This window comes from Rhodococcus sp. NPDC003322 (assembly GCF_053589555.1).
Map to the genome: position 1 here is coordinate 959,708 of NZ_JBSFSC010000001.1, position 23,782 is coordinate 983,489.

Annotated in this window: 23 protein-coding genes and 4 tRNA genes; 12 read left to right on the forward strand and 15 right to left on the reverse strand. The window is 68.8% G+C overall.

Annotated elements, in window-relative coordinates:
- Positions 1–90: 90 nt before the first annotated feature.
- From ACWDUM_RS04460 to ACWDUM_RS04480, 5 genes are all read right to left on the reverse strand, one after another.
- A tRNA-Phe gene (locus tag ACWDUM_RS04460) sits at positions 91–164 on the reverse strand.
- A gap of 36 nt (positions 165–200) precedes the next feature.
- Positions 201–274: transfer RNA gene (locus ACWDUM_RS04465), tRNA-Asp, on the reverse strand.
- A 96-nt stretch (positions 275–370) separates the two neighbouring features.
- Positions 371–443, reverse strand: a tRNA-Glu gene (locus ACWDUM_RS04470).
- An 81-nt stretch (positions 444–524) separates the two neighbouring features.
- Positions 525–1,226, reverse strand: a complete 702-nt coding sequence (locus tag ACWDUM_RS04475; RefSeq protein WP_450133030.1) for a ScbR family autoregulator-binding transcription factor — start codon at positions 1,224–1,226, stop codon at positions 525–527.
- 245 nt (positions 1,227–1,471) lie between these two features.
- Positions 1,472–2,485 (reverse strand): magnesium transporter CorA family protein, encoded by a 1,014-nt coding sequence (locus tag ACWDUM_RS04480; protein WP_450115097.1) that lies wholly within the window; start codon positions 2,483–2,485, stop codon positions 1,472–1,474.
- Between the two features lie 201 nt (positions 2,486–2,686).
- On the opposite strand from ACWDUM_RS04480, the gene ACWDUM_RS04485 reads away from it, so the two are divergent.
- The 5 genes from ACWDUM_RS04485 to ACWDUM_RS04505 all read left to right on the forward strand — a co-directional run bounded on the left by ACWDUM_RS04485 (position 2,687) and on the right by ACWDUM_RS04505 (position 5,930).
- Positions 2,687–3,118: a MarR family winged helix-turn-helix transcriptional regulator gene (locus tag ACWDUM_RS04485; RefSeq protein WP_450133031.1), complete on the forward strand. Its 432-nt coding sequence runs from the start codon at positions 2,687–2,689 to the stop codon at positions 3,116–3,118.
- Complete coding sequence (locus ACWDUM_RS04490) at positions 3,115–4,500, forward strand: MFS transporter (RefSeq protein WP_450133032.1); 1,386 nt, start codon at positions 3,115–3,117, stop codon at positions 4,498–4,500. Before ACWDUM_RS04485 ends, ACWDUM_RS04490 begins: the two co-directional genes overlap by 4 nt.
- Before the next feature lie 14 nt (positions 4,501–4,514).
- Positions 4,515–4,587: transfer RNA gene (locus ACWDUM_RS04495), tRNA-Lys, on the forward strand.
- Positions 4,588–4,983: 396 nt separating this feature from the next.
- Positions 4,984–5,346, forward strand: a complete 363-nt coding sequence (locus ACWDUM_RS04500; RefSeq protein WP_450115156.1) for a hypothetical protein — start codon at positions 4,984–4,986, stop codon at positions 5,344–5,346.
- 128 nt (positions 5,347–5,474) lie between these two features.
- Entirely contained in the window at positions 5,475–5,930 is a 456-nt protein-coding gene (locus tag ACWDUM_RS04505; RefSeq protein ID WP_450133033.1) for an SPW repeat domain-containing protein, read from the forward strand.
- A 7-nt stretch (positions 5,931–5,937) separates the two neighbouring features.
- On the opposite strand, the gene ACWDUM_RS04510 is transcribed toward ACWDUM_RS04505, so the two are convergent.
- Positions 5,938–7,182, reverse strand: a complete 1,245-nt coding sequence (locus ACWDUM_RS04510; protein ID WP_450133034.1) for an MFS transporter — start codon at positions 7,180–7,182, stop codon at positions 5,938–5,940.
- 67 nt (positions 7,183–7,249) lie between these two features.
- Between ACWDUM_RS04510 and ACWDUM_RS04515 the strand changes: the two genes are divergently transcribed.
- On the forward strand, positions 7,250–8,140 hold the full coding sequence (locus tag ACWDUM_RS04515) for a LysR family transcriptional regulator (RefSeq protein ID WP_450133035.1): 891 nt from the start codon (positions 7,250–7,252) through the stop codon (positions 8,138–8,140).
- Between the two features lie 6 nt (positions 8,141–8,146).
- Here the strand turns inward: ACWDUM_RS04515 and ACWDUM_RS04520 are convergent, their stop codons facing one another.
- Positions 8,147–8,764, reverse strand: coding sequence for a hypothetical protein (locus ACWDUM_RS04520; protein WP_450133036.1), 618 nt, complete (start codon positions 8,762–8,764; stop codon positions 8,147–8,149).
- Positions 8,765–8,892: 128 nt separating this feature from the next.
- Between ACWDUM_RS04520 and ACWDUM_RS04525 the strand changes: the two genes are divergently transcribed.
- The 6 genes from ACWDUM_RS04525 (at position 8,893) to ACWDUM_RS04550 (ending at position 15,772) form a co-directional block, all read left to right on the forward strand.
- A complete protein-coding gene (locus ACWDUM_RS04525; protein ID WP_450133037.1) occupies positions 8,893–9,489 on the forward strand; it encodes a DUF937 domain-containing protein in 597 nt (198 codons plus the stop codon).
- 198 nt (positions 9,490–9,687) lie between these two features.
- The gene (locus ACWDUM_RS04530; RefSeq protein ID WP_450115162.1) at positions 9,688–10,647 is read left to right on the forward strand and encodes an acyl-ACP desaturase; all 960 of its coding nucleotides are present in this window, start codon (positions 9,688–9,690) and stop codon (positions 10,645–10,647) included.
- 91 nt (positions 10,648–10,738) lie between these two features.
- Complete coding sequence (dusB, locus tag ACWDUM_RS04535) at positions 10,739–11,893, forward strand: tRNA dihydrouridine synthase DusB (protein ID WP_450115163.1); 1,155 nt, start codon at positions 10,739–10,741, stop codon at positions 11,891–11,893.
- Positions 11,894–12,009: 116 nt separating this feature from the next.
- Positions 12,010–13,932, forward strand: coding sequence for an LCP family protein (locus ACWDUM_RS04540; protein WP_450133038.1), 1,923 nt, complete (start codon positions 12,010–12,012; stop codon positions 13,930–13,932).
- 100 nt (positions 13,933–14,032) lie between these two features.
- Positions 14,033–14,704, forward strand: a complete 672-nt coding sequence (gene phoU / locus ACWDUM_RS04545) for a phosphate signaling complex protein PhoU (RefSeq protein WP_450133039.1) — start codon at positions 14,033–14,035, stop codon at positions 14,702–14,704.
- Between the two features lie 93 nt (positions 14,705–14,797).
- Entirely contained in the window at positions 14,798–15,772 is a 975-nt protein-coding gene (locus ACWDUM_RS04550; RefSeq protein WP_450133040.1) for an endonuclease/exonuclease/phosphatase family protein, read from the forward strand.
- 35 nt (positions 15,773–15,807) lie between these two features.
- Here the strand turns inward: ACWDUM_RS04550 and ACWDUM_RS04555 are convergent, their stop codons facing one another.
- The 8 genes from ACWDUM_RS04555 to ACWDUM_RS04590 all read right to left on the reverse strand — a co-directional run bounded on the left by ACWDUM_RS04555 (position 15,808) and on the right by ACWDUM_RS04590 (position 23,713).
- Positions 15,808–16,974 (reverse strand): serine hydrolase domain-containing protein, encoded by a 1,167-nt coding sequence (locus ACWDUM_RS04555; protein ID WP_450133041.1) that lies wholly within the window; start codon positions 16,972–16,974, stop codon positions 15,808–15,810.
- Positions 16,975–17,161: 187 nt separating this feature from the next.
- Positions 17,162–17,938, reverse strand: coding sequence for a phosphate ABC transporter ATP-binding protein PstB (pstB, locus tag ACWDUM_RS04560; RefSeq protein WP_450115334.1), 777 nt, complete (start codon positions 17,936–17,938; stop codon positions 17,162–17,164).
- 48 nt (positions 17,939–17,986) lie between these two features.
- Complete coding sequence (gene pstA / locus ACWDUM_RS04565; protein WP_450133042.1) at positions 17,987–18,889, reverse strand: phosphate ABC transporter permease PstA; 903 nt, start codon at positions 18,887–18,889, stop codon at positions 17,987–17,989.
- A 1-nt stretch (position 18,890) separates the two neighbouring features.
- Positions 18,891–19,940 (reverse strand): phosphate ABC transporter permease subunit PstC, encoded by a 1,050-nt coding sequence (gene pstC, locus ACWDUM_RS04570; RefSeq protein WP_450115336.1) that lies wholly within the window; start codon positions 19,938–19,940, stop codon positions 18,891–18,893.
- A 55-nt stretch (positions 19,941–19,995) separates the two neighbouring features.
- Positions 19,996–21,120 carry a phosphate ABC transporter substrate-binding protein PstS gene (gene pstS, locus ACWDUM_RS04575; protein WP_450133043.1) on the reverse strand — a complete coding sequence of 375 codons (1,125 nt, stop codon included), beginning with the start codon at positions 21,118–21,120 and terminating at the stop codon, positions 19,996–19,998.
- 182 nt (positions 21,121–21,302) lie between these two features.
- The gene (locus ACWDUM_RS04580; RefSeq protein ID WP_450133044.1) at positions 21,303–22,028 is read right to left on the reverse strand and encodes a lysophospholipid acyltransferase family protein; all 726 of its coding nucleotides are present in this window, start codon (positions 22,026–22,028) and stop codon (positions 21,303–21,305) included.
- A 2-nt stretch (positions 22,029–22,030) separates the two neighbouring features.
- Positions 22,031–22,945 carry a mycothiol synthase gene (gene mshD / locus ACWDUM_RS04585; RefSeq protein WP_450133045.1) on the reverse strand — a complete coding sequence of 305 codons (915 nt, stop codon included), beginning with the start codon at positions 22,943–22,945 and terminating at the stop codon, positions 22,031–22,033.
- Complete coding sequence (locus ACWDUM_RS04590; protein ID WP_450133046.1) at positions 22,946–23,713, reverse strand: winged helix-turn-helix transcriptional regulator; 768 nt, start codon at positions 23,711–23,713, stop codon at positions 22,946–22,948. It lies immediately after the preceding gene.
- Between the last annotated feature and the right edge of the window lie 69 nt (positions 23,714–23,782).

The following is a 23,782-nucleotide window of genomic DNA, read 5'->3' on the forward strand; positions in this document are numbered from 1 at the left end:
ATGGGTGCGGCGGAACCCCGAAATGCAGAAAACTCCCAACTCGAAACGAGTTGGGAGTTTCATGACCTGGTGGCCGTTTTCATGACCTCGTGGCCAGGGCCGGGATCGAACCGGCGACCTTCCGCTTTTCAGGCGGACGCTCGTACCAACTGAGCTACCTGGCCGGGCGGCACCCGAACCGAATGCCATCGCTTGTGAAGCGACCCTGACGGGACTCGAACCCGCGACCTCCGCCGTGACAGGGCGGCGCGCTAACCAACTGCGCCACAGGGCCTTGCTGTACCTCTTTTTCTTGAGAACCACTGGCTTGTGGCTCTCGGTCTTGCTCGGTTTGAAACCTAGCAGGCGAACCCGCTACTTCCAAAATCCGTACCCCCTACGGGATTCGAACCCGCGCTACCGCCTTGAAAGGGCGGCGTCCTAGGCCGCTAGACGAAGGGGGCCCGCCGAATCTCTCCGGCAAGTACCCTCAACGGCTGTTCCGTTGGGAGCTCGCATAGCTTAGGACACATCTTTCGCAGAACTCAAATCGGCTGGTCATCGCCGGTTTTCGGCTCGTTTTCGGCACTCTCGGCGGCCGCCTCGGCCAGCGGGGTGAGGTCCTGCCAGCCTTCGCGACGCCAGTTCTCCAGCCACTCCTCGGACGCCATGGCCTGCAGCAGCACCTCGAACGCCTCCTCGAACCGCTCCCGCAGGCCAGTGCTGTCGGTGGACATGTCGAGCATGTAGCGCTGGCCGGCCAGGCAGGCCCCGAGCACCCGCGAGAACACGACCGGGTCGGCACCCGGCCGCAGGTGCCCCTCCCGCTGGGCCCGCAACACCAGCTCGTGCGCGGTGTGCCCCCACACCTGGCTGCCTCCGGCACGCACGTCGGAGTAGAACTCCGGCTCGATGATCAGCCGGAATTCGGCCTGGACGATCACCTCCGCGGCGAATCGATCGGCCAGCTCGACGATGATCGCGCGCAGCACCTGGAAGGGATCCGCGTCGACCCTCCTCCAGCGGTCGGTGGACTCGGTGTACTTCTCGAGCGCAGCGGTCAACACCGCCCGCGCGAGATCCTCCTTCGACTCGAAGTGGAAGTACATCGCGCCCTTGGTCGCGTGTGAGCCCTCGAGGATGGTGTTCACCGATGCCGCCGCATAGCCGCGCCGAGCGAATTCGACCGCCGCGGCCTCGACAATCGCTGCGCGGGTCCGTCGCGCGCGTTCCTGTTGACGTGCCATGTGAGCTTGTCTCGCCTCCGAAACCTGCAAGTCGTGTAGTGCGCCCCGACAGGCCACAGAAGACCTCGAACAACACTAACCCCGGGCACGGCGGATTGGACACATCGCCGCACGGGGGTCGAACAGGTATGCTCCTTACCGGCCAGTAGGGTTGGCCGAGCGATAACACACCGAGTGGTACGCTTTGAGTGACTCGGGTGCGCCGGAGGGGGGTGCGCACCCGAGTTGCCCAACCACCGAGGCGGTCACAACCAGCCCCTCCGCCGGAAGTTCCACCACAGGCCGAGCCCCAATCCCAAAAGCAGCGCGACGCTGAACCAGAAGCCCGACGGCTCGCCGTACCCGGGGAACGGGATGTTCTGCCCGAAGTAGCCGGTGACACCGGTCGGAATCGCGATGATCGCCGCCCAGGCCGTCAACCTCTTCATGATCTCGTTGAGCGAATTTCCTTGCATGGCAAGATGAGTCGCGAGAATCGACTCGATCGTGTCGCGCAAGCCGTCGATCCGCTCGGTCGCCCGCAGGGTGTGGTCGTAGACGTCCTGGTAGTACGGCACCAGACTGCCGTCCAGCACGTGGACCCCCTGCCGCAACAGGGCACTGAACGCCTCGTTCATCGGCAGCACCGCCCGGCCGAGCTGGGCCACCGCCTTGCGCAACACGAAGCTCCGCAACTGCACGGCGTTCTTCCGCCCCGAGCCGAGCAGCAGTTCGTCCTCCAGTAACTGGATCCGGTCGTCGAGGGCGTCGATCGCCTCGAAATAGCCGTCGACCAGATTGTCGAGCACGCTGTGCAGCAGGAACCCCACGCCGTATGTCGTCAGGTCCGGGTTGTCGTCCCAGTCGGCGAGGATCGGGTCGAGCGAGAACCGATCGTCGCCGCGGATCGTGATCAGAGCCCGAGTCAGGATGAAGACCGAGATGTCGGTGCCTGTGAGGCGGTCGGTCGTCGCGTCGAAGTGCACCGCGCGGGTGTGCAGCAGGCTGTGGTCGCGAAACCGGACCAGCCGCGGCCGCTGCCTGCCCGAGATCGCGCCCTCGACAGCGAGCGGATGCAACTCGACCTCACCACCGACCAGCGGCGACAGCGCGACGATGTCCGCAACCGACGGCGCGAGCAGGTCCACCCAGATCAGCGCGTTCTCGTCGGCGCGATGCGCGGCGAGTTCGTCCAGCGGCAGATCGGTGCCCGACAGCACTCCGTCGACGTACAGACGGTTGCGAATCCCGCACGACACCTGCACCCCAGTTGACTCCATCGGCCCTCCGCATCGTCGATCCACCCCATCTTCGCCCGTGCCCGCGGGGTGCCGGCGGAACCGATCCGAGCCCGCGACGCATATACTCAGTCTTGCTTTCTACTTCTTTCGATACAGTCCAGAAAATCGGCAGAATTTGGCTCGGAACAATTCAGCTACCCTGAATTGATCTGGACACACCGACACGGACCGAGGCGATCGATGACCGACACCGGAGACGCGGCGATCGAACTCCGCGAGAACATCGCCACCTTCCTCCGCCGACTCCGCGCGCAACGCGCCGAGCACATGCTCACGCCGTCCCAGCTGCAAGCCCTCGGGCACCTCGAACGCGGCGGACCGATGACGGCGTCCACCCTCGCCGCGCACGAACAGGTCACCCCACAGTCGATCTCGCGGACCGTGACACTGCTGGAGGACGCCGGCGCGATCGCACGCCGATCCGACCCCACCGACGCGCGCGCCAGCCTGATCAGCCTCACCGACCACGGCCGGGCAGTCCTGGCCGCGGACCGCGAGCGCCGCACCCGCTGGCTCGCGGACGCCCTGGAAGCGGACTGCACCGAAGCCGAGCGGGAACTGCTGTACATCGCGGGCCGGATCCTGGGCAGACTGGGAGAGCAACGCTCGTGACCTCGACCGTCGACGTCCGCGAGCGCGCGGTCCCCCGCCGGCTGAGCATCGGTCTCGGGTCCGGCACCATTCTGCAACCGCTGAACTCGTCGATGATCGCCGTCGCGATCGTCGGGATCGGCGCACACTTCGGCTCCACGGCGGGCACCGCGTGGGTGATCTCCGCGCTGTACATCGCGACCGCCGTCGCCGCACCGACCGCCGGCCGCCTCGGCGCCCTGTTCGGTGCGCGGCGCGTCTACCTCGCCGGCCTGGCACTGATCGCGATCGGCGCCATCGCAGGGGCGCTTGCACCGAGCCTGGGCTGGCTGATCGCCGCCCGGGTGCTGCTCGGACTCGGGACCGCCACCCAGTACCCGACCGCCATGACGATCGTCCGCGAGTACGCCGACCGGCACGGCGCCGCGCCTCGGACGGCCATCGCCACGCTCGCGGCCTGCGCGCAGGTCGTGGTGGCGCTCGGGCCGACGCTCGGCGGTCTGCTCGTCGGGGCGTTCGGCTGGCAGTCGATCATGTGGGTCAACCTTCCGGTCGTCGCGATCAGCGCGATCTGGGTACTCACCGTCGCTCCACCCGACGGCCCGCGCCGGGCCGGCCACGGTGCCGCCGAGGTCCTGCGGTCGCTCGACCCGGCCGGGACGGTTCTGTTCGTGATCGGCACGTCGACGCTGATGCTGTTCCTGCTGTCGCTGACAACGACCCCGCGGTGGTGGACCGCGGGCGTGTCGGCCATCGCGTGGGTGACGTTCGTCGGATGGGAGGCGCACTGCGCGGCACCGTTCATCGACGTGCGGGCGCTGGCGTCCAACGGCGTGCTGAGCGCCACCCTCGCCCGCACACTGGTCACCTACACCGCGTTCTACTGCGTCTTCTTCGGGCTGCCGCAGTGGCTACAGGGCGGCCGCGGGCTTTCGCCGGCCGAGGCCGGGTTGATGATGCTGCCCGTCGCCGGGGTCGGGGTGTTCGCGACGATGACCGCCTCGCGCGTCTACGGCCGGTACGGCGCCCGCCGCACGCTGCTCGTCGGCACGACCGGGCTGCTGGCCGGCGGGCTGCTGCTCGCGCTGGTCGAGGACTCGAACTCCCCGGTGTGGCTGATGCTGGTCGTCGCCGCGATCGTCGGCATCCCCAACGGCTTCAACAACATGGGAAACCAGAACCTGGTCAACGCCGCGACCGGTGTCCGGGACGTCGGAACGGCCATCGGGATGTACCGGACGGTCCAGTACGTCGGCGCCAACCTGGCCGCGGTCGTCATCGAGGTCACGATGCACGGCGGCGCCACCGACCCGGGCCTGCACCGCACCGGGGCGGCCATCGCGGCCATCGGTGCGGTCCTGCTGGCGGGGGTGCTGTTCTCGCGTTCACTACGCGCGCACTAGACTTCAGCAGCACTGCCCCTTTAGCTCAGTTGGTAGAGCTACGGACTTTTAATCCGCAGGTCCTCGGTTCGAGCCCGAGAGGGGGCACCGCACGTCCCGCCGGAACATCCGGCGGGACGTTCTGCTGTTTGCCTCCCGTTAACCAACCGTTGTGGCGATCATCACGTTGGACGCGCGTCCAAGCGCTCACCTCCGTCGCGAAATGGATTCTGTAACACGCAGTGCCACAACAAGTTTCGATCGACGCCGTGAGATGCCGAGCATCCCGGAAGGTCCGTCACCCCGGACTCGACTTGGTAACGCTTTCCCCCGATCCTCCCCGCAGGGATTTCCGAACGGCGAGCCGTCTGATACCACTGAGGGGGCGGTGATCGTTGCGTATTGGCCAACTTGACTATGAATCAACATGATTCACGGTCGAGTCCTGGCCCTTTGTCCTGGCACGAGCACTTCCGATGAGGCCCCGAAAGGCGGTGGGTGGAAATGAAGTCTCCCCACGTCACATCCCCGATGTCCCCTCGCTCCGCAGCACTGGCCCGACCCCGTCACGGCGAACGCATCGCCGACTCCGCAACAACACGATCGACCGACGTCGACCTCGGCCATGCCACCTTCCGCACACTGGAGAACGCGGAGACGTCCCCACTCACCACCGACCAGGCCGCCGGCCTCGGACGACTGGTGCGCCGCATCGTCAACAGCCCCACCGGCCTTCCGAACGGATTCGACACCGTCGAGGACCTGTGCCGCGGCTACCTGGACCGGCAGCTGTCCGCCCCGACAGGCGATCAGACCAAGGCCGCCATGCAGCGGACCCTCGAGCGACTCCGCACACCCGGCGCCTGACGGGTATCGATCCCACTCCTCACCGCGGTGTCGATCCGCCGACGCCCCGACCGGGCAGATACGGGTCGACACCGCGAGCATTCCGGGATCAAAATGGTTTCCAGAGCTCTGGACGCAGGGAGGCCGTCATGACCGTGGATGTCGCCGACTCGAACAACTCCTACACGAGCACCCGGAACACCGCCCATGCCCGCGAGGTGCGCAGGGACATCTTCGTCGTCACCACGGGTGTGGCGCTCGTCCTGCTGAGCCTGTGGCTGCCGACGCAGGGAGACGACCAGATCACCGGCGCCATCCTGATCCTCGGGATGATCGCCTACTCGGCCGGCCTGTGGGCGATGACGACCGAGTCGCGCACCAGCCACTGGGGACTGGTGATTCTCGGTGTGGCACTGCTGCTCACCCCGGTCGCGATGGCGTTTCCGTCCGGGACCACCGGCGCAGCCGTCGTGTCCGTCGTCGCGGGGGTGATCGTCCTCGCCGTCGGGATCGTCGGCCTGGCCACGCGGCGTGACGAGCCGACGCCCGCGCGGCATCGTCGCGAGGCCCGAATGACCGACCCGTGGGCTCCCCGCGGCTGGTGACCCGCGGTCAGCACCCGGTACCGGACGCGGCGAATGCCCGGCCCAGCCGGGCCATCCGTGTCGCGAGCGCGAGACCGATCACGAGCAGGACCCCGATGCAGCCGACCGCGCCGGGCCATCCACCGAGGCCGTACGCGACTCCGGCGCCCGCCCCGGCCAGGCTCGATCCCAGGTAGTACGCGCACAGGTACAGCGCCGACGCCTCGGCGCGGTGCCGCGTCGCCAGTACCCCGACCCAGCCGCTGGCCACCGAGTGTGCGGCGAAGAACGCGCCGGTGAACAGCAACATGCCGATCAGCACCCACGGCAGGGAGTCGACGAGAGTGCAGGCCAACCCCCCGAGTGCGATCGCGATGCTCACGAGCAGCACCCAGCGCCTGCCGAACCGGTCGGCGACCCGGCCCGCCGCCGACGAGGTCACCGTGCCGGCCAGGTACATCAGGAACACCAGGCCGACGACGGCCTCCGACAGGGCGAACGGTTCGTCGAGCAGCCGGAAGCCGAGCAGGTTGTACGCCGAGACGAACCCGCCCATCAGAATGAATCCGAGCGCGAACAGGATCCGCAACCGCGGGTTGCGCAGGTGTTCCACCAGATTCGACGCCAGCACCCGGGGGCCCACCGGCTGCGGCCGGAAACGGCGCGACGGCGGCAACGTGCGCAGCATCACCAACGCGAACGCCGCCGCCACCGCCGTGGCCGTCAGCATCGCCCACCGCCAGCTCGCGACGTCGAGCACCCCCGACGGGATCAGCCTCCCGACCAGGCCACCGATCGTGGTACCTGCGACATAGCGCCCCATCGCCGCACCGAGATCGCCGCTGTACACCTCCTCCGCCAGGTAGGCCATCGCGACGGCCGGGATGCCCGCGACCGCGGCACCCTGCAGGACCCGGCCCGCGAGCAGGACCTCGATCGACGGACTCAACGGCAACAGCAGTCCGATGGCACAGGAGGTGAACGCCGACGCCACCATCACCCGGGTGCGGCCATAGCGCTCGGACAGTGCACTGGCGGGCACGATCACCAACGCCAGCACGCCCGTCGTCGCGGACACGACGAGCGCGGCGGTCCCGGGTCCGACCGCGAAGTCCCCGGCGATGGCCGGCAGCATCGCCTGCGCCGAGTACATGGAGACGAACGCCGTCAATCCGGCTGCGAACAGAGCCAGGGTGATCCGGGTGTAACCGGGCGTGCCGCGCCGGTAGGGCTCGGTCCGCGAGTCGAGCGCGGTGAGCGTGTCGAGTGTCATGGGTCCTCCGCGGACCATCCTGAACCGGGAACCCTTATCAGTAAAATGCGAGAACTGCGGCTCGTTCATGCTTGAATTGCATATGCTCAGTTCCGAGCTTCGCTGGTTCGTCACCCTCGCCGAGGAGGGACAGGTGACCGCGGCGGCGGCCGTACTCGGCGTCGCCCAGCCAACGCTGTCCCGGCGTCTCGCGGCCCTCGAACAGCGCATGTGCGTCGATCTGTTCGACCGGCACGGCCGTCGGCTGACGCTGGGCGTGCACGGCCGGCTGCTGTACGAGCACGCCCGGCGCGCACTCGACGAGCTCACCGCCGCCGAGTCCCGGATCGCGGAACTGACCAGCGAGTCGGAGGGCACCGTGCGCCTCGACTTCCTGCACTCCCTCGGGCCGTGGCTGGTGCCGGCACTGATCCGGGAGTTCCGCGTCACCGCGCCCCTCGTGCGGTTCGCGCTGCATCAGGACGCGTCCGGCCACCTCGCCCAGCGGGTACTCGCCGGCCACAGCGATCTGGCGGTCGTGTCACCCCGCCCCCGCGCCGACGGACTGGCCTGGCTGCTGCTCGACCACCAGCAACTCGCGCTCGCCGTCCCGACCGGACACCGGCTCGCCGACCGGACCGAGATCGACCTCCGCGAAGCCGCAGGCGAACCGTTCATCGCGATGCACCCGAACTACGGCATGCGACGGCTGCTCGACGAGGCCGCCGAGCGCGCCGGATTCGCACCCCGGATCGTGTTCGAGTCCAGCGAACTGCCCACCGCCACCGGACTGGTATCGGCCGGCCTCGGGGTTGCGCTGGTACCGATGCGCGAGTCCGCACCCTGGCCGCCCGGAGTGGTGACCGTACCGATCCGCGGCTCCGACGCCGCCCGCGACGTCGGGATGATCTGGGCGCTGGGTCGGCCACTCACCGCCCCCGCGCGCCGGTTCCGGGAATTCGTGGCCGCCCGGAAGTGACGCGGGTCAGGCCGGGGGCTGCGTGCGCTCGAACTCGGCGCGCTCCAACTCGATGCGCTCCCGTTCGGCGCGCTCGCGCTCGTCACGCTCCCGGGCGTCGTCACGCAGCCTGGACAGTTGGTCGCCGCGCCTGCGGTACCGGAACGACAGCCAGGCCGCGGCCACGAAGATCAGCGCGCCCGCGATCACTCCGACCAGCGTCGCGCCGCGGAAGCCGGGTGCGTCGACGTCGAGGATCCGTGCGCCGGCGATTGCGGCGGTGCCGTTTCCGGCCACGACCGACAGGGTCAACAGGTTCGGCGCCGCCACCAGCAGCCCTGCCACCAGGGCCGCGATCACCGACACCTTCGCAAAGCGCCACCGCCGCGACCGCCAGGCCACGGTGAACAGCGACAACGGCACCAGGGTGCAGACGAACCCGAAGGTCAGCCCCCACAGGATTCCGCGGGTCATGCTCGCTGCCGCCAGCGACCCTGCCTGCTGCGCCCACCAGCGGGGCAGGAACGCGGCCAGGACGAAGTAGGAGACGACGAGGAAGACAACCAGGATCAGACCCCAGGCCGTCCACTTCACCCAGGACGGCGTTCCGGTGGGCGGGGCGGTCGAGGTGTCGTTCGTGGTCATGTCTGCATCCTGGCGTGCTGACCCGACACGCGCCACGCGACGCGCAGGTCCACGCCGATGCCGGATTCGTCCAATACTGTGCGAAATGCCGGGTGGTCCGCAGTGGACCCCAAGAGAAAGTGAGCACCATGGCCTCCCTCGACGAGCTCATCTCCCAGATCCCGATCGCTCAGATCGCCGAAAAGCTCGGGATCGACGAGAACACCGCGGCCACCGCCGTGAAGTCCGCGATCCCGACCCTGCTCGGCGGCCTCGAGGCCAACGCCCAGGACTCGGGCGGCGCCGCCTCCCTCGAGGCTGCGCTCGCCCAGCACCAGGCCAGCGGACTGCTCGACGGCGGCGTCGACATCAACCAGATCGACGAGGCCGACGGCGAGAAGATCGTCGGACACGTCTTCGGCGACAACGCGAACCAGGTCGTCAGCACGCTCGGTAACGTCGGCGGTGCCGGCGGCAGCTCCCTGATGAGCAAGCTGCTCCCGATCCTCGCCCCGCTGGTGCTCACCTTCGTTGCCAAGCAGTTCGGCGGCGGCGGCGCGGGCCAGACCCAGGCGGCGTCCGCCGGGTCCGGCGGCGGCCTCGGCGACCTCCTCGGTGGGCTGCTCGGCGGCGGCGCCTCCAACGGTGGCGGCCTGGGCAACGTGCTCGGCGGACTGCTCGGCGGCAACGCGGGCGGCGGCATCGGTGACCTGCTCGGCGGACTGCTCGGCGGCGGTCGTAAGTAGTCGACACCACCGATTTTCGACGCAGGGGCGGCACCCGGTTTCCGGGTGCCGCCCTTGTAACACCCGTCACCGCCACCACGATGGTCAGGGCGGCTCGACGTGACCTGTCCGTGTCGTAACCGAATCGATCCGATCTCGGGCATGGTTACGGTCCCGTAGGCTAGGTTGAGCCGATTCCGCGACCAATGGAGGCAAGTGATGGCCAGAGTGTTGACCCAGCTCGAGTTGCTGCAGGAACTGGAGCCGGTGGCCGAGGCCAACCTGAACCGCCACCTGTCCATGGCCAAGGACTGGCATCCGCACGACTACGTCCCGTGGGACGAGGGCCGAAACTTCGCCGCGATGGGCGGTGACGACTGGGAAGAGGAGCAGTCCCGGCTCGACCCCGTCGCGAAGGCCGCGATGATCACGAACCTGCTCACCGAGGACAACCTGCCGTCCTACCACCGGGAGATCGCGGAGAACTTCTCCCGGGACGGTGCCTGGGGCACCTGGGTCGGACGCTGGACCGCCGAGGAGAACCGTCACGGCATCGTGATGCGCGACTACCTGGTCGTGACCCGCGGCGTGGACCCGGTCGCCCTCGAAGAGGCCCGGATGATCCACATGACCAACGGCTACGCCTCCCCCAGCGACACCGACGGCCTGCTGCACTCGGTCGCGTACGTCACGTTCCAGGAACTGGCCACCCGCGTCTCGCACCGCAACACTGGCAAGGCGTGCAACGACGACGTCGCCGACCGCATGCTCTCCCGGATCGCGGCGGACGAGAACCTGCACATGATCTTCTACCGCAACATCTGCGAGGCGGCCCTCGACGTCGCCCCGGACCAGGCGGTCGTCGCGATCGCCGACATCCTGCAGAAGTTCCAGATGCCCGGTGCCGGCATGCCCAACTTCCGGCGCAACGGCGTCCTGATGGCCAAGCACGGCATCTACGACCTGCGCCAGCACCTCGACGAGGTCGTCATGCCGGTGCTGCGCAAGTGGAAGATCTTCGAGCGCACCGACTTCACCGGCGTCGGCGAGGCCGCCCGCGAGCAGCTGTCCACGTTCCTGGACGACCTCGGCGTGCAGGCGAGCAAGTTCGAGGAGCAGCGCGACCGCGCGCTCGCCCGCGAAGCCCGCAAGCGCGAGATGGAAGAGCAGGCTTCCTGACCCGAGCGGTTCCAGGTCCGCTCCGACTGAGCGGCTATCCTGTGCCCGGCACCGAACCTCGGTGCCGGGCACACTTTTTTCGAGGTAATCGATGTCTTCCGCTGACCAGCATCTGCGAATCGGCTCGCTCGAGCTGCGCAGTCCCGTCGTTCTCGCCCCCATGGCGGGCATCACGAATGTGGCCTTCCGCACCCTCTGCCGCGAACTCGAACTCGAACGGGCGGGCAGCACCTCCGGCCTGTACGTGTGCGAAATGGTCACCGCCCGGGCGCTGGTCGAACGTCAGCCTGCGACGCTGCACATGACCACCTTCGGCCCGAAGGAGACGCCGCGGTCGCTGCAGCTGTACACGGTCGACCCGGACACCACATACGCGGCGGCGAAGATGATCGTCGACGAGAACATGGCCGACCACATCGACATGAACTTCGGCTGCCCGGTGCCCAAGGTCACCCGCAAGGGCGGCGGATCGGCGCTTCCGTACAAGCGCCGCCTGTTCGGGCAGATCGTCGCGGCCGCGGTGAAGGCGACCGAGGGCACCGACATCCCCGTCACGGTGAAGATGCGCGTCGGGATCGACGCCGAGCACCACACCCACCTCGACGCGGGCCGGATTGCCGCCGGCGAGGGCGCCGCCGCGGTCGCGTTGCACGCCCGCACCGCCGCGCAGCGCTACTCCGGCACCGCCGACTGGAGCGAGATCGCCCGGCTCAAGGAGCACGTCACCGATGTCCCCGTCCTCGGCAACGGCGACATCTTCGCCGCCGAGGATGCACAGCGGATGATGGCCGAGACCGGCTGCGACGGTGTCGTCGTCGGCCGGGGCTGCCTCGGGCGGCCGTGGCTGTTCGCCGAGCTGAGCGCCGCCCTCAACGGCACCGCGATGCCCACGCCCCCCACGCTCGGCGAGGTCGCGGCCATCATCCGCAGGCACGCCGAGCTGCTCGCCGACCACCACGGCGAGGGCAAGGGCATGCGCGAACTCCGCAAGCACGTCGCGTGGTACCTGCGCGGTTTCCCCGCCGGTTCCGACATGCGCGTGTCGATGGCGATGGTGTCGACGCTCGACGAACTGGACGGCCTGCTCGCCCAGTTGCCGCCGGACGTCCCGTTCCCGAAGGACGCCGAGGGTCCGCGGGGCCGGCAGGGCTCGCCGGGCACCGTCGCACTCCCCGAGGGATGGCTCGACGATCCCGACGACTGCCTCGTCCCTGCGGGCGCCGATCTCATGCACTCCGGCGGCTGACCTGCGCCGGTGCGTCTGCGCTGGAACGCACAGCTTCGATCAGTATCATGTGTGCACCGCCGCGGGCCGGCGGCGACGACGCATGTAGTGAAGTGCACGAGAGGTGAGGACTCCAGTTGGGCGACGATCAGGATCCGGGCGCTGCGCCCGATGGTCGCGCTCCATGGGAGAGACCTATTTCCCACCTAAGCCGTCCCATTCACCGTCATCGTCCCGACCCCGAGCGCCCGGCGACACCGCCTCCCCCACCGGAGCCCCCTCCGCCGGGCGACAGCGGCCGGATCCGAGGCGGTGAGCCGAGCGACCGGCTCACGGTCGCGGAACTGATGCAGCGGGTCGGCCGTGACGACGAGCCGACCCCGGACCCGACCCCCGCCGAACCGGCGCCGGAGCCGTCGCGGCCGAGCACCAGCTGGATGTATCGCGCCGCGCCGACGGCCGTCACCCCGGACGTGCCCGCCCAGGTCGGACCGTCCTCGACGACCCGCCTGGTGGCGAGCAAGCGGCGCAAACAGCGCCGACTGCGCGCCATCGGCCGCGTCGGCACCGCACTCGTCGCGGTGATCGTGCTGGCCATGACCGGCGTCGTGTGGGGGTATCTGCGTGCGACCGACAACGGGTTCAGTCAGGTCGCAGCTCTCGACCCGGAGAGCAGCGATGTCGTCGACCCCGGCGGTCAGTACGGTGACGAGACCTACCTGATCGTCGGCACCGACACCCGGGCAGGCACCAACGGTGGCCTCGGCGCCGGCTCGGTCGAAGACGCCGAGGGCGCCCGCGCGGACACCGTCATCCTCGTCAACGTTCCCGCCGACCGCAGCCGGGTGGTCGCGGTGTCGTTCCCCCGCGACCTCGACATCGTCCGGCCGGACTGCCAGGCATGGGACAACGACGCAGGCAAGTACACCAGCGAGACCAACTACGGCGCCGACAACGACAAGCTGAACTCCGCCTACGCGTACGGCGGACCGAAATGCCTGGTCAAGGTGATCCAGAAGCTGTCCGGCATGAAGATCGGGCACTTCATCGGCATGGACTTCTCCGGATTCGAGTCGATGGTCAACGAGGTCGGTGGCGTCGAGGTGTGCACCACCGCCCCACTGATCGACGGCGAACTCGGCACCGTTCTCGCCAACCCCGGCAAGCAGACGCTCGACGGTGCGACCGCGCTGAACTACGTGCGGGCGCGGAAGGTCGACGCCGAGGGCAACGGCGACTACGGCCGGATCAAGCGCCAGCAGGTGTTCCTGTCGTCGCTGCTGCGGTCCGCGATGTCGAACAAGGTGCTGTTCGACCCCGGCAAGCTCAACGGATTCATCAACGCGTTCACCAGGGAGACCTTCGTCCAGAACGTCGACACCAAGTCGCTGGTGACGCTCGGCCGGTCGCTGCAGAAGGTGGACGCAGGCGCGGTGACCTTCCTGACGGTACCGACCGGGGGCACGAACGAGCTGGGCAACGAGATCCCCCGGCTCGACGACATCAAGGCGATCTTCCAGGCGATCATCGACGACGAGCCGCTGCCCGGTGAGGAGCGCACGCACGACGCGGCAGCGACGAGCGCGGCGGCCGCTCCCCCGGCGACCGCGGTCACGCCGGCGCCGGCCGCCGGAGTACTCGCGGTGGATCCGTCGATGGTGTCGGTGCAGGTGTCGAACGCGTCCGGGGTGACCGGCGTGGCCGCCGAGGCCGCGGAAACCCTCGGCGCGCACGGCTTCCCCATCTACAGCGTCGGGAACTACAGCGGCACCAGCTCGTCGACGCTGGTCCGGTTCGCGGCCGGAAACGAGGAACAGGCCGCGACCGTCGCCGCCTCCATCCCCGGCGCGCAACTGCTCGAGAGCGACGACCTCTACGGCGGCATCGTCGACGTGGTCCTCGGCTCCGACTTCTCGGGCACCGTCACCGCCCCGCCCGCGGTCGGCACGGCGCTGCACCCGAAGATCGCGCCGAAGTCGACGGTCATCTCCGGGACCACGATCGAGGAGCTGCCCGCCGACCTGGCGTACACCAACGCCGGCGACACGTCCTGCGCCTGACTCGCTCCGCCCTTTCCCGCCTCTGACGTGCGCCGTCGTTCATCGCACGTTCACCGTCCGCTCGTGACTTGGACCTCTACGGGAACTAGGCTGTGACCTCATGCGCGTGGCTTACAACGAACAGATGACCGAACTTGCCGACCTGCTCGGCGAGATGGCGGGTCTCGCGGGGACGGCGATGGAGAAGGCGACCCGGTCGCTGCTGCAGGCCGACCTGTCGCTCGCCGAGGAGGTCATCAGTGACCACGACCAGATCACCGAACTGAGCGTCGTCTGCGAGGAGCGGGCGTTCGCCCTGCTCGCGCTGCAGGCGCCGGTGGCCGGTGACCTGCGGCAGGTGGTCAGCGGAATCCAGATCGTCGCGGACATCGATCGGATGGGCGCTCTCGCGCTGCACGTCGCGAAGATCGCGCGCCGCCGCCATCCGAACCACGTCCTCCCGGAGGAGGTCAACGGGTACTTCGCGGAGATGGGGCGGCTCGCGGTCGCGCTCGGCGCCGCCGCCAAGGAGGTGCTCGAGACGCACGATCCCGAACGCGCCGCCAAACTCCAGGAGGAGGACGACGCGATGGACGACCTGCACCGGCACCTGTTCAGCGTTCTGATGGACCGCGAATGGCAGCACGGGGTCGCCGCCGCCGTCGACGTCACCCTCCTCGGCCGGTTCTACGAACGCTTCGCCGACCACGCCGTCGAGGTAGCGCGCCGGGTCATCTTCCTCGTCACCGGCAAGATGCCCTCCGAGCCCGAGGACACCGGCGAACTGTCCTGATCCCACCGACCCCCGAACACGGGCGGTTGCCGGGCCCCGCTCTCGAGCGTCGGCGCCGGCAACCGCCCTTTCGCGTTCCGGCATGATCGTGTCGTGAACCATCGCCGGACCGCCGGAGTGTTCGCCGCGGTCTGCGGCCTGTACGGCGCCGCGGCGCTGGCGGCGGCCGTGCTTCGGGTGGAGAACCGGTTCCTGGTACTGCTCGCCGGGTGGCTGCCGGTGATGCTGATCGTGGCAATCGTCGGCGCGACGGTCGCCGCCCTCGCGCGGCAATGGCTCGTCCAGATCGGCTGCCTGGTTGTCTGCGCGCTCGGGGTGTGGCTGCTCGCCCCGCTCTACGTCGGCGACGACTCCGGAGACAGCGCGACCGGGCCGTCACTGCGAGTTCTGCAGGCCAATGTCAAACTGGGACAGGCTGATCCGGTTCATGTGGCGGACCTGGTCCGGGAGCGTGACGTGGACGTGGTGACCGTGCAGGAACTGACCGACGAGGGCATCACCGGACTGCACGCGGCCGGCCTCGACGACCTGCTGCCCCACCGGTTCGTGATCTCCTACGGGCCGAACGGGCTCGGCGGTGGAATCTACAGCCGCTTCCCGCTGTCGAACACGCGGATCCTCGACGGGTACCTGTCGGCGAACCTCGCTGCGGACCTGGATGTCGGTCTACGAGAACCCGTGGCGCTGTTCGCCGTTCATCCCGCACCCGCGTACCTGTTCCCGGCACGGATGTGGGCGGCCGAGTTGCGCGGCCTCGGTGCCGAGTTCGCGGCCGCCGCGGGACGGGACAACGTCGTCGTGAGCGGCGACTACAACGCGAGCTACAGCCAGCGCCAGTACCGGGACCTGCTCACCGACGGCTTCGCCGACGCCGCCGACCAGGTGGGCGCCGGACTGCTGCCCACGATGCCGGCACACCGGTGGTATCCGGCGGTCACCGGCATCGACCGGATCGTCACGAAGGGCGCGACCGTGACGCACCTCGAACGGGTCGATCTCCCCGGCTCCGACCACCACGGACTGATCGCCGACATCGCTCTGGTCGACGCTGCTGCGGCGAGCCGCTGAACTTCGCTGCGGCGAACCACTGGGCACGCCGCGTGTCACGGCAGCGCGGCCTGCAGTCCCGCGAACACTCCCGGGGCGGGGTACACCTGCTTGCCGTCGACCTCGTACGTGTCATCGCTGTTCGTGAGCACGATGATCGTGGTGTCGGAGTCGTAGTTGTGGAACAGGACGCTGTTGTATCCGGGGATGTCGCCGTCGTGGCCCCACCATCCGTTGCGGTCGCCGATGCCGATGCCGTACCCGGTGCTCGCCGTGTTCGGCGGGATGTCGTGGATGATCGAGTCCCGCCGCAGTTGCTGGGTCGCCGGGTCCAGGATCCCGTCGCCGGTGAACAGCGCGTGGCCCCACTTCTCCAGGTCGGCGAGCGTGGAGATGACGGCACCGGCGGTGAACGCGAACGACGGGTTCCAGTGCGTCGAGTCGACCGTCTGGCCGGGGGCCTGATTCTGATTGGTGAGTCCGTCCAGGTGCGGGTCACCGATGTCGGTCGATCCCCCGGGGAACGAGGTGTCGGACATCCCGAGCGGTTCGAACAGCCGATCCTCGAACACCTCGCCGATCGGCCGGCCGAGGATCTGCTCGATCACCATGCCGAGCAGGACGTAGTTGGTGTTCGAGTACTCCCACCCCTGGCCGGGCGCGAAATCCGCGGGCATCGGCTTGACGGCGTCGGTGAGTTCACCGGGCGGCCAGGCGTACTGCGGGTCGGCGAAGAACTTCTCGACCACCGGCTTCGATTCCGTGTAGTTGGGGATGCCGCTGGTCATGTCGGCGAGTTGGCGCAGTGTCGCGACATCCCCGTTCGGCATCCCCGGAACGTACTTGCCGATCGGGTCGTCGAGGGAGAGCTTGCCCTCCTCCATCAGTTGCAGCAGCACCGTCGCGGTCATCGTCTTGGTCAGGGAACCGATCCGCGTCTTGTCCGAGGGTGTCAGGCCGCCGGTCTTCCCGGCGCCGACGGTCCCGGAGGTGCCGGTCCAGGTGCCGTCGGGCGAGCTGACCTGGGCGATGACGCCGGGGAATCCGGCTTGTGCCCGGGTCTCGTCGAGGACCTGCTGGAACGTCGTCGTCGTCGCGGCGGCGAAGGTCGCTGTCGAGGTCGTGGAGACCGCCGACTCGCTCGACGACGAGCATCCGCTCGCGGCAAGGGAAATGGCGAGTGCCGCGGTGAGCGCGGGCACGATCCGGAATCGAGAACTCATGGCACCTCGATCGACTGGTGGCGGGTGACGGCGTGGTGGCTCGCGCCAGTCGACCACACGCGAGCCCAACCCGCGCGTCGACACTCCACGACCCGAGCTCCACGGAACTCGGGACGCACCCTCTTCCCGCGAACGAAACGGCGCCCCGTCCACACGCTGTGTGGACGGGGCGCCGTCGAGTGTGCGGCTATCCGAAGCGGCCCGAGATGTAGTCCTCGGTGGCCTTCTGGGACGGGTTGGAGAAGATCTTCTCGGTGTCGTCGATCTCGATGAGCCGTCCCGGCTTGCCGGTGGCCTCGAGGTTGAAGAAGGCGGTCTGGTCGCTGACCCGCGCGGCCTGCTGCATGTTGTGCGTGACGATCACAATGGTGAAGTCCTGCTTCAGTTCGGTGATCAGGTCCTCGATCGCCAGTGTGGAGATCGGGTCCAGGGCCGAGCAGGGCTCGTCCATCAGCAACACGTCGGGCGAGACCGCAATGGCGCGGGCGATGCACAGTCGCTGCTGCTGACCGCCGGACAGCCCACCGCCGGGCTTGTCGAGCCGGTCCTTGACCTCGTTCCACAGGTTCGCGCCGCGCAGCGACTTCTCGGCGACCTCGTCGAGCTCCTTCTTGTTCCGCACGCCCTGCAACTTCAGGCCGGCGACCACGTTGTCGCGAATGGACATGGTGGGGAACGGGTTCGGACGCTGGAACACCATGCCGATGGTCTTGCGGACGCCGACCGGGTCGACCTGGGAACCGTAGATGTCCTCGCCGTCGAGCAGGATCGCGCCCTCGACGCGGGCGCCGGGCGTCACCTCGTGCATGCGGTTGATGGACCGCAGCACCGTCGACTTGCCACAGCCGGACGGGCCGATGAACGCGGTCACGCTGCGCGGGTGCACCGACAGGCCGACGTCCGCGACGGCGTGGAACTTGCCGTAGTAGATGTTGACGTCCTTGAGATCAAGACGCTTGGCCATGGTGGCTCCCTTGCGTGGTGGTGACTCGAATGTCTGGAATCTGCGGGGTCACTTGCGGACCCGCGACAGGTGGCCGATCAGCTTCGCGACGATGTTGAGCACCGCGACGAGCAGGATCAGGGTGAGGGCGGCGCCCCAGATCCGGTTGGCGCCGGCCTCGGTGGGGTTGTTCATCTCCGCGACCATCACGCCGGGCAGCGAGCCCATCTCGCCGTTGAACAGGTCGAAGTTGATGAAGGACGCGTAGCCGACCAGGATCAGCAGCGGCGCCGTCTCACCGAGCACGCGGGCCAGGGCCAGCATGACACCGGTGATGATGCCGGGCAGGGCGGTCGGGACGACGATCCGCATGATCGTCTTCCACTTCGGCACGCCCAGCGCGTAGGACGCCTCGCGCAGGTCCTGCGGCACGATCCGCAGCATCTCCTCGGTGCTGCGGATCACGACCGGCACCATCAGCAGCACCAGCGCGAGCGAGACCGCGAACGCCGACTTCGGGAAGCCGAAGGTCGCGATCCACAGCGCGAAGATGAACAGGGCCGCAACGATCGACGGCACACCGGACAGGATGTCGACCATGAAGGTGGTGACCTTGCCGAGCTTCGACCGCCCCGCATACTCGACGAGGTAGATGGCGACGAACAGGCCCAGCGGGATGGAGATGACCGCGCACACCAGTCCCTGCAGGATGGTGCCGATCAGCGCGTGATAGATGCCGCCGCCCGGTGACGACGCGGACAATCCGTTGAGCGAGTTGGTGAACCAGGTCGGGCTGGTGATCGCCGCGAAGCCCTTCTGGATGACGGTGAACAGCACCCACACCAGCGGCACCAGGGCCAGCAGCACCGACCCGGTCACGAGCACCCGCGCGACGAGGTCGCTGGTGCGGCGGCGCGCGCTGACGCCCTGGAATGTCGGGGCCTTGACCGGCCGGTCCATGGTGGTCGTCATGTCAGTCCTTCTTCCCGGCGACCGCGGCGCGGGCCGCGGCGTTGACCACGAAGGTCAGCACGAACAGCACCAGACCGGCGGCGATGTAGGCGCCCGCCTGGATGTCGTTGTTGAACTCGGCGTACCCGAGGGCGATCTTCGAGGCGATCGTCGCCCCGCCGTCGAACAGCGACCACGTGGCGGCGGCGGAGGTGGTGCGCAAGATCATGTACAGCGCCATCGTCTCGCCGAGCGCCCGGCCGAGGCCGAGCATCGAGCCGCTGATGTATCCGGACTTGCCGAACGGCAGGACCGCCGTCTTGACGACCTCCCACTTGGTGGCGCCGAGGGCCAGGGCCGCCTCGACGTGCGAGACCGGCGTCTGGTTGAACACCTCCCGGGTGACGGCGGTGATCATCGGCAGGATCATCACCGCGAGCACGATGCCCGCGGTGAAGATCGTGCCGCCACCCTGGATGGACCCCGACCCGTCGCCGAACAGCGGGATCCACGCGAGGTGCTCGTTCAGCCACATCGCCAGCGGCCGGATCGCCGGCGCGAAGATCAGCAGACCCCACAGGCCGTAGACGATCGACGGCACCGCGGCCAGCAGGTCGATCACGTACGCGAGCGGCCGCGCCAGCCGCGGCGGTGCGTACTGGGTGAGGAAGATGGCGATACCCAGCGCGACCGGCATTGCGAGCACCAGGGCGAACAGCGACACCAGCACGGTGACCTGGAGCAGGTCCAGGACACCGAATGCCAGGTGGTTGATGTCCGTCGTCACCCACGAGCGGCTGGTGAGGAAGTTGACCTCGTTGCGGGAGAGCGCGGGGACCGCCCGCCAGATCAGGAAGATCCCGATCGCGCCGATCAGCACCGAGATGAAGACCGCCGAACCCTTCGCCAGGGTGGTGAAGATCCGGTCGCCTGGACGGACCACCGCCTTGCCGGGGGTGGCGGACTGGGTGCGAATCGGTGCCTCCGGTGCTCCGAGCGGACCACCCGTCCCGGCCCCGGGTTCACCGGAGCCGGGTGCGGAAGGCGCCGACTGGGTTGGCGCGTCGCTCATCTGCGCTCGCATTCTGCTAGGTCCGAATATAGAGCGGTGCCGCGGTGGACCGCACTCAGCCGATCGCGGCGATCGAGGCGTTCAGCTTGTCCTGCACCGTGCCCGGCAGCGTCACGTAGCCCTGCTCGGAGAGTCCGGCCTGACCCTCGTTCGCGGCGCTGGTCAGGAACGACTTCACCGCGGCGGAGGTGTCCGCGTCGTAGCCCTTGGAGCAGACGATGGAGTAGGTCGCCAGCACGATCGGGTACGCGCCGGCTTCGGAGGTGCCGAAGATCGAGTTCAGGTCGAGCGTCAGGTCGCCGACGCCCTCGGTCTTGAACTTCGCGCCCTCGATGGCCTTGCCCGCGGTCGCCTCGGTCAGCTCGACGGCACCGGCGCCGGAGTCGATCTTCGCGACGGACAGCTTGTTCTGGTCGGCGAACGACTTCTCGACGTACGTGATCGAGCCGGGCGCGCCTGCGACGGCCTGCGAGACGCCCGCCGACCCCTTCGCGCCCTCGCCCACGCCACCGACGAAGTCGGAGCCGGCGCCCTTGGTCCACACGCCCTTCGAAGCGGCGGTCAGGTACTGCTGGAAGTTGTCGGTGGTGCCGGAGGAGTCCGAGCGCACCACCGGGGTGATCTTCTGGTCCGGCAGGGTGACGCCGGGGTTGAGCGCAGCGATCGCCGGGTCGTTCCAGTTGGTGACCGCGCCGGTGAAGATCTTCGCCAGCACCTCGCCGTTCAGGGTCAGGCCCTCGACGCCGTCGAGGTTGTAGGCGATCGCAACCGGCCCGAACACCAGCGGCAGGTTCCACGCGTCGTTGGCGGCGCACCGCTGATTCGCGGCGGCGGCCTGATCACCCTTGATCGCCGAGTCCGAACCGGCGAAGTCGATCTGCTTGGCGATGAACTGGGTGCGGCCGTCACCGGAACCCGTCGGGTTGTACGCGATCTTGACGTCCTTGCCCTTGTCCTTGCACACCGCGATGTAGGTGGCGATGAAGTTGTCCATCGCGTTCTTCTGCGCGGAGGAGCCCGCCGCGGACAGCGACTCCTTGCCCTCACAGGTCGCGCTCGACGCGGCGCTGTTGACGGTGGTGCCGGACGACGAGGAGTTGTCGTCGCTGCCGCAGGCGGCCAGGGTCACGGCACCGACCGCCACCACACCGAGCACGGCAGCATTGCGCTTGAAGTTCACGCTGTTCCCTCCGGGAGACTCTCAAGTCCGGGCAGCACCGCGCCGCCCTGCCGTGAAAGGTAGGGGCGAGGAATGGACAGCCGGTCCCATGAGGGTGAACGGAAGATGAACAGGCACGCGCGGCTTCGTCGCCCGTGCGTGATCTTCACCACCGGAGGGGTGAGGACCAGGCACGGTGACACCTATCCGGCCTTCGACTCCGGTTCCCGGAAGGCGCGGACGATGTCCGCGTCGGCGGGCGCGTTCTTCAGCGTTGCGGCGTAGACGTCCACGTACTCCTGCCCGGACATCTGCATCAGCTCGTACATGATCTCGTCGGTGACGGTCCGCTCCACCCACCGGTTGCCTGCCATGTCCTCGAACCGGGAGAAGTCCAGCGGCTTGCCGAACTTGACCTGCACCCGGCGGCGACGCCACCGGAACGGGCCGGGCGGGCAGATCTCGTCGGTGCCGATCACCGCGACCGGAATCACCGGGATCCCGGTGGTCAGTGCCAGCCGCGCCGCGCCGGTCTTGCCCTTGTACAGCCGGCCGTCGGGCGAGCGGGTGCCCTCCGGGAACAGCCCGACCAGCTTGCCCTCGTCGAGAAGCCGGCGCGCCGTGGTGAGCGCCGCGTTCGCGGCGTCCGCCCCGCTCCGGTCGATCGGCACCTGGCCGGCCCCGGCGTAGAACGCCTTCTGCAGCGCGCCCTTGAAACCCGGAGTGGTGAAGTACTCGCTCTTGGCGAGGTAGGTGATGCGCCGCGGGGACATCAGCGGCGTGAACAGCCAGTCCGCGATCGACAGGTGATTGCCCGCGAGGATCGCCGGCCCGGACGCCGGGATGTTCTCCACCCCTTCGACCTTCGGGCGGTTGTAGAAGCGGATGAAAGGCCCGACGAACACGTACTTCAGCAGCCAGTAGAACATTCTTACCCTTCGCCCCCCGCGTATGCGACGTCGACGTGATACCGCTCGAACGCGAGACGGTCGTAGGTGTGCAGCGCGGACTTGTTGTCCGCCTCGGTGTACAGCAGCACCGCGCCGAGCCCGCGGTCCCGCAGGTAGCGCAGTCCGGCGACCGTCAGCAGCCGGCCCAGTCCTCGACCCTGTGCGGCAGGCGCGATCGCGACGACGTACACCTCGCCGATCGCCGGGTCGGTGTCCGTCTCCGCGTGCACCTTCGTCCAGTGGAATCCGAGCATCTCACCGGTCGCGGTGTCCTCGGCCACGAACAGGCCCGCCGGATCGAACCAGGACTCGGCCACCCGCTCGTCGATCTCCCGCTGCGTCCACGAGCCCTGCTCGGGATGCCAGTCGAACGCGGCCGCGTTGACGCGCAGCAGTTCGGGGTCGTCGCTCGCGCCGGCGTAGGTGCGCAGGGTGACGCCGTCCGGCACCGGCACCTCGGGCAGCGCGGGAGCGTCGAGACGGCGGCGCAGCTGCAGCAGCTCCCGCGCCGGGGTCAGTCCCAGCCGGGCCGCCACGGCGCGCGCGGCGGGTAGGTCTCCGTGGGCCCAGACGCGGGTGCCGGGACCGCCGCGGCGCAACGCCGCCGACACCAGTTCGCGGCCGATGCCGCGGCCGCGATGCTCGGGGTGGACGGCGGCCTCGACCATCGCCGGGTGCTCGCCGTGCGCGGGCTCCAGGCCGGCATATCCGACGACGGTGCCGTCGACCGTCCACAGCAGGTGTTCGGAGTCGGACCGCCCGGACAGCCGGTGCACCGCCTGCTCCGAGACCGGCTCGGTCCCGTCGGCCGCGGTCGCCCGCGTCAGCAGGGCACGGATCTGGAGTTCCTGTTCCTCACTCAGCAGCGCTGACCCGCGGGGCCCCACGTCGGTCATCTACCGGGCCGAACCGTTGGTGGTGGTGAGCGCGGTGTCGTCGGGGTCGTCGCCGAGGTCGTCCTCACCGTCGGGCCGTGCCTGTCCGGCGCCGGTCTTGCGGCTGGGCCGGACCGCCTTGTAGCCGACGTTGCGGACGGTGCCGATCAGCGACTCGTACTCCGGGCCGAGCTTGGCGCGCAGCCGCCGCACGTGCACGTCCACGGTCCGGGTGCCGCCGAAGAAGTCGTAGCCCCACACCTCCTGCAGCAACTGCGCGCGGGTGAAGACCCGGCCCGCGTGCTGCGCGAGGTACTTGAGCAGCTCGAATTCCTTGTACGTCAGGTCGAGGGGACGACCGCGCAGCCGCGCCGTGTAGGTGCCTTCGTCGATCATCAGCTCGCCGAGCGTGATCTTGCCGGTCGACTCCGGGCTCGCGATGCCTCCGCTTCGGCCGACGAGCAGCCGCAGCCGCGCATCGAGTTCGGCGGGGCCCGTGCCCGGCAGCAGGATGTCGTCCAGTCCCCAGTCGGAGTTCACTGCGACGAGACCACCCTCGGTGAGCACCGCGACGACCGGGATCGCGGATCCGGTGCTGCCCAGCAGCCGGCACAGTCCACGCGCCGCGGCCAGATCCGTACGGGCGTCGACCAGCGCGACGTCCGCGGAACCGGCGTCGAGCAGCGAGGACACCTCGGTCGGCGCGGGGCGCACGGTGTGCGCGAGCAGCGCGAGGGATGGCATGACCGACTCCGGATTCGGGTCGGAGGTCAGCAGGAGCAGCTCCACACAGCCTCCCCTTCTTGCCGCTCAGGTGCCTGAGCACGGCCGACAATGTCGCCAAGTACGCAGTACAGA

Bases quoted from the DNA above. Each gene is read 5' to 3' on its own strand.
- ACWDUM_RS04475 (WP_450133030.1), bottom strand. From the start codon at position 1,226: ATGGCACGTCAACAGGAACGCGCGCGACGGACCCGCGCAGCGATTGTC.
- ACWDUM_RS04480 (WP_450115097.1), bottom strand. From the start codon at position 2,485: ATGGAGTCAACTGGGGTGCAGGTGTCGTGCGGGATTCGCAACCGTCTG.
- ACWDUM_RS04485 (WP_450133031.1), top strand. From the start codon at position 2,687: ATGACCGACACCGGAGACGCGGCGATCGAACTCCGCGAGAACATCGCC.
- ACWDUM_RS04500 (WP_450115156.1), top strand. From the start codon at position 4,984: ATGAAGTCTCCCCACGTCACATCCCCGATGTCCCCTCGCTCCGCAGCA.
- ACWDUM_RS04505 (WP_450133033.1), top strand. From the start codon at position 5,475: ATGACCGTGGATGTCGCCGACTCGAACAACTCCTACACGAGCACCCGG.
- ACWDUM_RS04510 (WP_450133034.1), bottom strand. From the start codon at position 7,182: ATGACACTCGACACGCTCACCGCGCTCGACTCGCGGACCGAGCCCTAC.
- ACWDUM_RS04515 (WP_450133035.1), top strand. From the start codon at position 7,250: ATGCTTGAATTGCATATGCTCAGTTCCGAGCTTCGCTGGTTCGTCACC.
- ACWDUM_RS04520 (WP_450133036.1), bottom strand. From the start codon at position 8,764: ATGACCACGAACGACACCTCGACCGCCCCGCCCACCGGAACGCCGTCC.
- ACWDUM_RS04525 (WP_450133037.1), top strand. From the start codon at position 8,893: ATGGCCTCCCTCGACGAGCTCATCTCCCAGATCCCGATCGCTCAGATC.
- ACWDUM_RS04530 (WP_450115162.1), top strand. From the start codon at position 9,688: ATGGCCAGAGTGTTGACCCAGCTCGAGTTGCTGCAGGAACTGGAGCCG.
- dusB (WP_450115163.1), top strand. From the start codon at position 10,739: ATGTCTTCCGCTGACCAGCATCTGCGAATCGGCTCGCTCGAGCTGCGC.
- phoU (WP_450133039.1), top strand. From the start codon at position 14,033: ATGCGCGTGGCTTACAACGAACAGATGACCGAACTTGCCGACCTGCTC.
- ACWDUM_RS04555 (WP_450133041.1), bottom strand. From the start codon at position 16,974: ATGAGTTCTCGATTCCGGATCGTGCCCGCGCTCACCGCGGCACTCGCC.
- pstB (WP_450115334.1), bottom strand. From the start codon at position 17,938: ATGGCCAAGCGTCTTGATCTCAAGGACGTCAACATCTACTACGGCAAG.
- pstA (WP_450133042.1), bottom strand. From the start codon at position 18,889: ATGACGACCACCATGGACCGGCCGGTCAAGGCCCCGACATTCCAGGGC.
- pstC (WP_450115336.1), bottom strand. From the start codon at position 19,940: ATGAGCGACGCGCCAACCCAGTCGGCGCCTTCCGCACCCGGCTCCGGT.
- ACWDUM_RS04580 (WP_450133044.1), bottom strand. From the start codon at position 22,028: ATGTTCTACTGGCTGCTGAAGTACGTGTTCGTCGGGCCTTTCATCCGC.
- mshD (WP_450133045.1), bottom strand. From the start codon at position 22,945: ATGACCGACGTGGGGCCCCGCGGGTCAGCGCTGCTGAGTGAGGAACAG.